This is a genomic window from Aquabacterium sp. (genome assembly GCF_014378415.1).
Lineage (GTDB): Bacteria > Pseudomonadota > Gammaproteobacteria > Burkholderiales > Burkholderiaceae_C > Aquabacterium.
In genome coordinates, this window is sequence record NZ_JACMNS010000141.1 from 21,391 (window position 1) to 28,039 (window position 6,649).

The 6,649-nt window shown below is 62.6% G+C and carries 5 protein-coding genes; all 5 read right to left on the bottom strand.

Annotated elements, in window-relative coordinates; all coding sequences use genetic code 11:
* Positions 1–19: 19 nt before the first annotated feature.
* Genes H7225_RS12905 through gyrA form a run of 5 tightly spaced genes read right to left on the bottom strand, consistent with a single transcriptional unit; the run spans position 20 to position 6,513 of the window.
* Entirely contained in the window at positions 20–916 is an 897-nt protein-coding gene (locus H7225_RS12905; protein WP_290662437.1) for a prephenate dehydrogenase/arogenate dehydrogenase family protein, read from the bottom strand.
* 10 nt (positions 917–926) lie between these two features.
* Positions 927–2,045, bottom strand: coding sequence for a prephenate dehydratase (pheA, locus tag H7225_RS12910; RefSeq protein ID WP_290662439.1), 1,119 nt, complete (start codon positions 2,043–2,045; stop codon positions 927–929).
* On the bottom strand, positions 2,038–3,159 hold the full coding sequence (gene serC / locus H7225_RS12915) for a 3-phosphoserine/phosphohydroxythreonine transaminase (protein WP_290662441.1): 1,122 nt from the start codon (positions 3,157–3,159) through the stop codon (positions 2,038–2,040). The genes pheA and serC overlap by 8 nt, the downstream gene beginning before the upstream one ends.
* A gap of 31 nt (positions 3,160–3,190) precedes the next feature.
* Entirely contained in the window at positions 3,191–3,817 is a 627-nt protein-coding gene (locus tag H7225_RS12920) for a hypothetical protein (protein ID WP_290662443.1), read from the bottom strand.
* A gap of 38 nt (positions 3,818–3,855) precedes the next feature.
* Entirely contained in the window at positions 3,856–6,513 is a 2,658-nt protein-coding gene (gene gyrA / locus H7225_RS12925; RefSeq protein ID WP_290662445.1) for a DNA gyrase subunit A, read from the bottom strand.
* Between the last annotated feature and the right edge of the window lie 136 nt (positions 6,514–6,649).

Here is a 6,649-nt window from a genome sequence, read left to right on the forward strand (position 1 = left end):
GAAAATCAGCGAGCGCTCATCAACGTTGCGTCTGCGGGCCGCTTCGGCCGGGCGAGCTTTGCAGGGTCCACTGGCTGCGGGCGTCGGAGGCCGATTGGATCTGGCCTTCCAGCGCGGAGCCGTTCCAGTTGCGCATCTCGTGCTCCATGGCGTCCAGCGCAGCGCGGAAAGCCATCGATTGGCGGAGCACTTCTTCGCGGTTGGACAACAGGATGTCGCGCCAGATGGTGGGGTCGCTGGCGGCGATGCGGGTGAAGTCTCGAAAGCCCGGGCCGGCCAGCGATAAAAACTCGCGGCCAGAAGGCTGCTCGGCCATGGCGTTCATGTAGGCAAAGGCCAGCAGGTGCGGCAAGTGGCTGACGGCGGCAAACGCGGCGTCATGGTTCTCTGGCGACATCTTGAGCACCTGGCAGCCAATGGCCGACCAAACATCGGTGGCTTTTTGGACCAGGATGGGGTCGGTCTGCACCAACGGTGTCAGGATGACTTTGCGTCCCTGGTACAGCGCGGCGTCAGAGTGCTCGATGCCGGCCACTTCACGGCCAGCGATCGGGTGCGCGGGCACGAACGAGGGCAGGCGTTCTTTGAGCACGCGGCGGGCCGCATCGACCACATCGCGCTTGGTGCTGCCCACGTCCATGAACAGCACACCGGGGTCGACCAGGTGGCGAATGGCTTTGAAGGTGCTTTCGCTGGCTGCCACGGGCACCGCGATCAGCACGATGTCGGAGCCGGCCACGGCCAGCAAGGCCGATTCAGCCGAGACGTCGATCACGCCCAGGCGGCGGGCTTTCTCCACCGTGGAAGGCGATTTGCTGTAGCCGACCACGCGCTTTACCAGGCCCGCCTTTTTCAAGGCGAGCGCGAACGAACCGCCCATCAGGCCGCATCCGATCAGTCCCAGTTGATTGAACATTGCAATGGTCTCAGTGCACGTCGAGCGGGTAGGTGCCCAGCACCTTGAAGAACGAACATTGCGCACGCAATTCGCTCATCGCCGCAGCGACATTGTCTTGGGCCGGGTGGCCAGCCAAGTCCATGTAGAAAACATACTCCCACTGCCCCGAGCGGGCCGGGCGGGATTCGAAGCGGGTCATCGACACGCCATGGTGCTTCAAAGGCACCAGCATGTCATGCACGGCGCCGGGTCGGTTGTCCACCGACACGATCAGGCTGGTGCAGTCATGGCCCGTGGGGGCGGTGGGGGCGATCAACTCTGACAGGGAAACGATGACGAAGCGGGTGCGGTTGTGGGCATCGTCCTGCACGCCGGCCTGCAGCACGTGCAGGCCGTAGGCCGACGCGGCACGCAGGCTGGCCAGGGCGGCGATGCTGGCGTCTTGGCCCGCCAGGCGCGCACCTTCGGCGTTGCTGGACACGGGGCGGCGCTCGGCATCGGGCAGGTTCTGGCTCAGCCAACCTTGGCATTGGGCCAGTGCTTGCGGATGGGCGCACACCACGGTGATGCCTGGGCGCGAAGGCTCTTTGCGCAGCAGGTTGTGGCTGACCAGGAGGCTGGTCTCGCCAATGATGGACACGGGTGATTGCAGCAGCAGGTCCAGCGAGCGGGCCACGACGCCTTCGGTGGAGTTTTCAACGGGCACCACGCCAAAATCGGCCGATCCGGCCACCGTGGCGCGGAACACTTCGTCGATGGACGGGCAGGGCAACGAGTCTATGGACGAGCCAAAGTAGTCCAGCGCGGCCTGTTCGCTGAAGGTGCCGATGGGGCCCAGGAAGGCTACTTTCAACTTGGCTTCCAGCGAGCGGCAAGCCGACATGATCTCGCGCCAGATGGGCGCGATGCTGTCGGCATGGATCGGGCCGGGGTTCAGGTGCTTGATCTTGTCGATGACCTGCGCTTCGCGGTCCGGGCGGAACACCGGCGAGCTGTCAATCTTCTTGACCTCGCCCACGGCCTGGGCCAGTTGCGCGCGCTGGTTGAGCAACTGCAGCAGCTGCTGATCGACCGCGTCGATGCGCGTGCGCAAGTCGCCCAGTTGCGCTTCAACCGGGCGTTGATCGGGGCTTGGGTGATCAGCCATGGCGCTGTGCAAAATCTTTCAGGTACGAGACCAGGGCATCAACGCCGGCCAAAGGCAGTGCGTTGTAGATCGAGGCACGCAGACCGCCAACGCTTTTGTGCCCCTTGAGCTGCAGCAAGCCCTGTGCCTTGGCACCGGCCAGGAATGGCTCGTAAAGTGCATCAGATGGCAGGAAGAACGGCGCGTTCATGCGCGAGCGAGCGTTGTGCGCCACGTGCGTGCTGTAAAAGCCGGACGCATCAAGGTAGCCATACAGGCGATCGGCCTTGGCAATGTTGCGGGCCTCAATGGCGGCCAGGCCTTGCAGATCGCCTTGGGCTGTGGCCTCGCGTTGGCGTTTGATCCACTGGAACACCAGCCCGGCCAGGTAGATGGCATAGGTGGGTGGGGTGTTGTACATCGAATCGTGGTCGGCCACGATCTTGTAATCAAAGGCCGAAGGCGTGATCGGCAGGGCGTGGCCCAGCAGGTCTTCGCGCACGATGACCAGGGTCAGGCCGGCCGGCCCGATGTTCTTTTGGGCGCCGGCGTAAGCCAGGCCCACGCGTGACCAGTCAATCGGGCGCGAGGCAATGTGCGATGAGCAGTCGATCACGAGCGGCGCATCGCAGCCCAGCGCTTTCAAATCAGGCAGCTCGTGCAGCTCAATGCCGTTGATGGTCTCGTTACTGCACACATGCACGTAGGCGGCGTTGCGGCTGAATTGCCACGAGGCCGGATCGGGCACGGTGGTGTGACCATCGGCCTCGTTGCTGGCGATGACGTTCACCAGTCCGTACTTGAGGGCTTCCTTTTGCGACTTGAGCGACCAGGAGCCGGTGACCACGTAGTCCATGTGCCCACCCCGCGATGACAGGTTCATCGGCAGGATGGCGTTCTCGGCGATCGCCCCGCCTTGCATGAACAGCACTTTGTAGTTCGCGGGGATGGCCAGGATCTCGCGCAGGTCACTTTCGGCCTGCTGGGCAATGGAGATGAACTCCTTGCCCCGGTGGCTCATCTCCATCACGCTCATGCCCGACCCATGCCAGTCCAGCATCTCGCTGGCGGCCTGTTGCAAGACTTCTTCAGGCAGCGCCGCCGGACCGGCGGAAAAATTGAAAGGTCGGGTCATCTCGGTCAACGCCTGGTCGGCGTCCTTCTTCTTACTTGCTGGCGGCGGGCTTCGGGGCAGGCTTGGTGGCCGCCTTGGCTGGTGCTGCTGCGGGGGCCTGGCCGCTCAGCTTGCCGCCAGAAGCCGTGTCCAGGATGGCGCGCAGGTTGTTTTGCGCGGATTGCAGCTTGGGATCAAGCTGTGGGCGCACGTCCAGCACAACCTTTTCCAGGAAGCTGCTGCCGATCAAGTCAGGCAGGGCGGCCTGGTACTTCTTGAGCACGGGCGATTCCAGGATCGTGATCAGTTGCTTCAGTTCGTCTTCGCTGAACTTTTCTTCCAGGGCGGGCGCCACGGACGAGGCACTCAGCTTGTTGGCGCTGGCCCTGAACAGGGGTACGGCACCGTCCAGGTACTTCTTGATTTCGACATCGACCTGCTTGGCCGTGGCCTCGCGCTTTTCAGGCGGCACGGCTTGCGACAAGACTTGCTTGGCGCCACCGACCAGCTGGCGTGCCGGTTGCTCGGCCAGGTTTTGCGCAGCGTTATCGATCAAAGGCTGTTGCGTGACCATCAGCTTTTGAACCAACTCCTTCTTGCTTTGAGCCGAAGCCGACAGCGGCAGGGCCAGCAGGGAGGTGGTCAGTGCGGTTGCCAGAGCCAGTTGGGTGAATTTCATCGTTATACCTTTGATTTCGGGGCAGTCAAGCTGCAGGATCATTGGGCAGACCCATCGCCTTCGGGGGCGGCGGTGTCCGGAGTCTCGTCTTCACCGCCTTCGACCACATCGGCCTGGGCGTCATTTTCGACAATGCGTTGCAAGCCGATCAGCTTGGCGCCTTCGTCTAGCGCGATCAGGGTCACGCCTTGCGTGGCGCGGCCCAGTTCGCGAATCTCGGAAACACGCGTGCGCACCAAAACGCCCTTGTCCGTGATCAGCATGATCTCGTCTTCTGGGCGCACCAGGGTGGCCGCGACCACCTTGCCATTGCGCTCGGTTTGCTGGATGGCGATCATGCCCTTCGTGCCCCGACCATGGCGTGTGTACTCGACGATGCTGGTGCGTTTGCCATAACCGTTCTCGGAGGCGGTCAAGACGCTTTGCGTCTCGTCTTCGGCCACCAGCATGGCGATCACGCTCTGGCCTTCTTCGAGCATCATGCCGCGCACGCCGCGGGCGTTGCGGCCCATCGGGCGCACGTCGTCTTCGTCAAAGCGCACGGCCTTGCCGCCATCGCTGAACAGCATCACGTCGTGCTTGCCATCGGTCAGGGCGGCGCCCACCAGGATGTCGCCCTCGTCCAGGTCGACCGAGATGATGCCGGCCTTGCGCGGGTTGCTGAACTCGGTCAGCGCCGTCTTCTTGACCGTGCCCAAACGCGTGGACATGAACACGAAATGATCCTCAGGGAAGCTGCGGAACTCGCCGGTCAGCGGCAGCACCACATTGATCTTCTCTTCGGGTTGCAGCGGGAACATGTTGACGATGGGGCGGCCACGCGAGTTGCGCGAACCGCTGGGCACTTCCCAGACCTTCAACCAGTACACGCGGCCACGGTTGCTGAAGCACAGCATGTAGTCGTGCGTGTTGGCGATGAAGAGCTGGTCGATCCAGTCGTCGTCCTTGGTGGTGGTGGCCTGCTTGCCGCGACCGCCACGTTTCTGTGCGCGGTACTCGGCCAAGGGCTGGCTCTTGATGTAGCCGGTGTGCGAGAGCGTCACCACCATGTCGGTCGGGGTGATCAGGTCTTCGGTGCCCAGCTCTTGCGCGTTGTGCTCGATCACGCTGCGGCGCGCGCCCACCTTGGTCTGGCCGAACTCCTGGCGCACCAGGGTCAGCTCTTCCGAGATGATGAAGGTCACGCGCTCGGGCTTGGCCAGGATGTCCAACAGGTCGGCAATTTGCGCCATGACCTCTTTGTACTCGCCGATGATCTTGTCTTGTTCCAGACCTGTCAGGCGTTGCAGGCGCATTTGCAAAATCTCGCCGGCCTGGTCGTCGGACAGACGGTACAAGCCATCCGTCTGCATGCCGTAGTGCGCCAGCAAACCTTCGGGCCGGAAAGCTTCGCGGCCACCCGGCGTGTTGCCTTCGGCGCGCGACAGCATGTCGCGCACCATCGACGAATCCCAGCTCTTGCTCATCAGCGCGGCCTTGGCCACGGGGGGCGTCGGCGAGGTCTTGATGGTCTCGATGAATTCGTCGATGTTGGCCAGCGCCACGGCCAGGCCTTCGAGCACATGGCCGCGTTCGCGCGCCTTGCGCAGCTCGAACACCGTGCGGCGCGTGACGACTTCGCGGCGGTGCTCCAGGAAGATCGCGAGCAAATCTTTCAGGTTGCACAGCTTGGGCTGCCCATCGATCAGGGCGACCATGTTGATGCCGAAGGTGTCCTGCAGCTGCGTCTGCTTGTACAGGTTGTTCAGCACCACTTCAGGCACTTCGCCACGCTTCAAGTCAATCACCACCCGCATGCCCGACTTGTCGGACTCGTCCTGGATGTGGCTGATGCCTTCGATCTTCTTCTCGTTGACCAGCTCGGCGATGCGCTCCAGCAGGCTCTTCTTGTTGACCTGATAGGGGATCTCGTCAACGATGATCGATTGGCGGTTGCCCTTGTCGATGTCTTCGAAGTGGACCTTGGCGCGCATCACCACGCGGCCACGGCCGGTGCGGTAACCATCGCGCACACCGCTCAGGCCATAGATGATGCCGGCGGTCGGGAAGTCGGGCGCCGGGATGATCTCCATCAACTCGTCGATGGTGGCGGCCGGGTTCTTCAGCAAGTGAAGGCAGGCGTCCACGACCTCGTTGAGGTTGTGCGGCGGGATGTTGGTGGCCATGCCCACGGCAATGCCCGACGAGCCGTTGACCAGCAGGTTGGGCACGCGGGTGGGCATCACCAGCGGTTCTTTTTCAGAGCCGTCGTAGTTGGGCCCGAAATCAACCGTTTCCTTGTCCAGGTCGGCCAGCAATTCGTGCGCGATCTTGGACAGGCGGATTTCGGTGTACCGCATGGCGGCGGCGTTGTCGCCGTCAACCGAGCCGAAGTTGCCCTGACCATCGACCAGCATGTGGCGCAGCGAAAAATCTTGCGCCATGCGCACGATGGTGTCGTACACCGCACTGTCGCCGTGGGGGTGGTACTTGCCGATCACGTCGCCCACGATGCGGGCGGACTTTTTATACGGTCGGTTCCAGTCGTTGTTGAGCTCGTGCATTGCGAACAAGACGCGACGGTGCACAGGCTTGAGGCCATCGCGCGCGTCGGGCAGGGCGCGGCCTACGATCACGCTCATCGCGTAATCGAGGTACGAACGCCTCATCTCCTCTTCGAGGCTGATGGGCAGGGTTTCCTTGGCGAATTGGGTCATGCGAGGCGTTTATCCAGGCGGAAGGTAACTTCGGGATTGTAATTGGCCGATCTTGTCGTTCCCGAGCAACATGTCGCAACGTGTTTCGATGTCTTTGAGCGGATGGCTTGAGTGAAATATTGGCTATGGCACAATC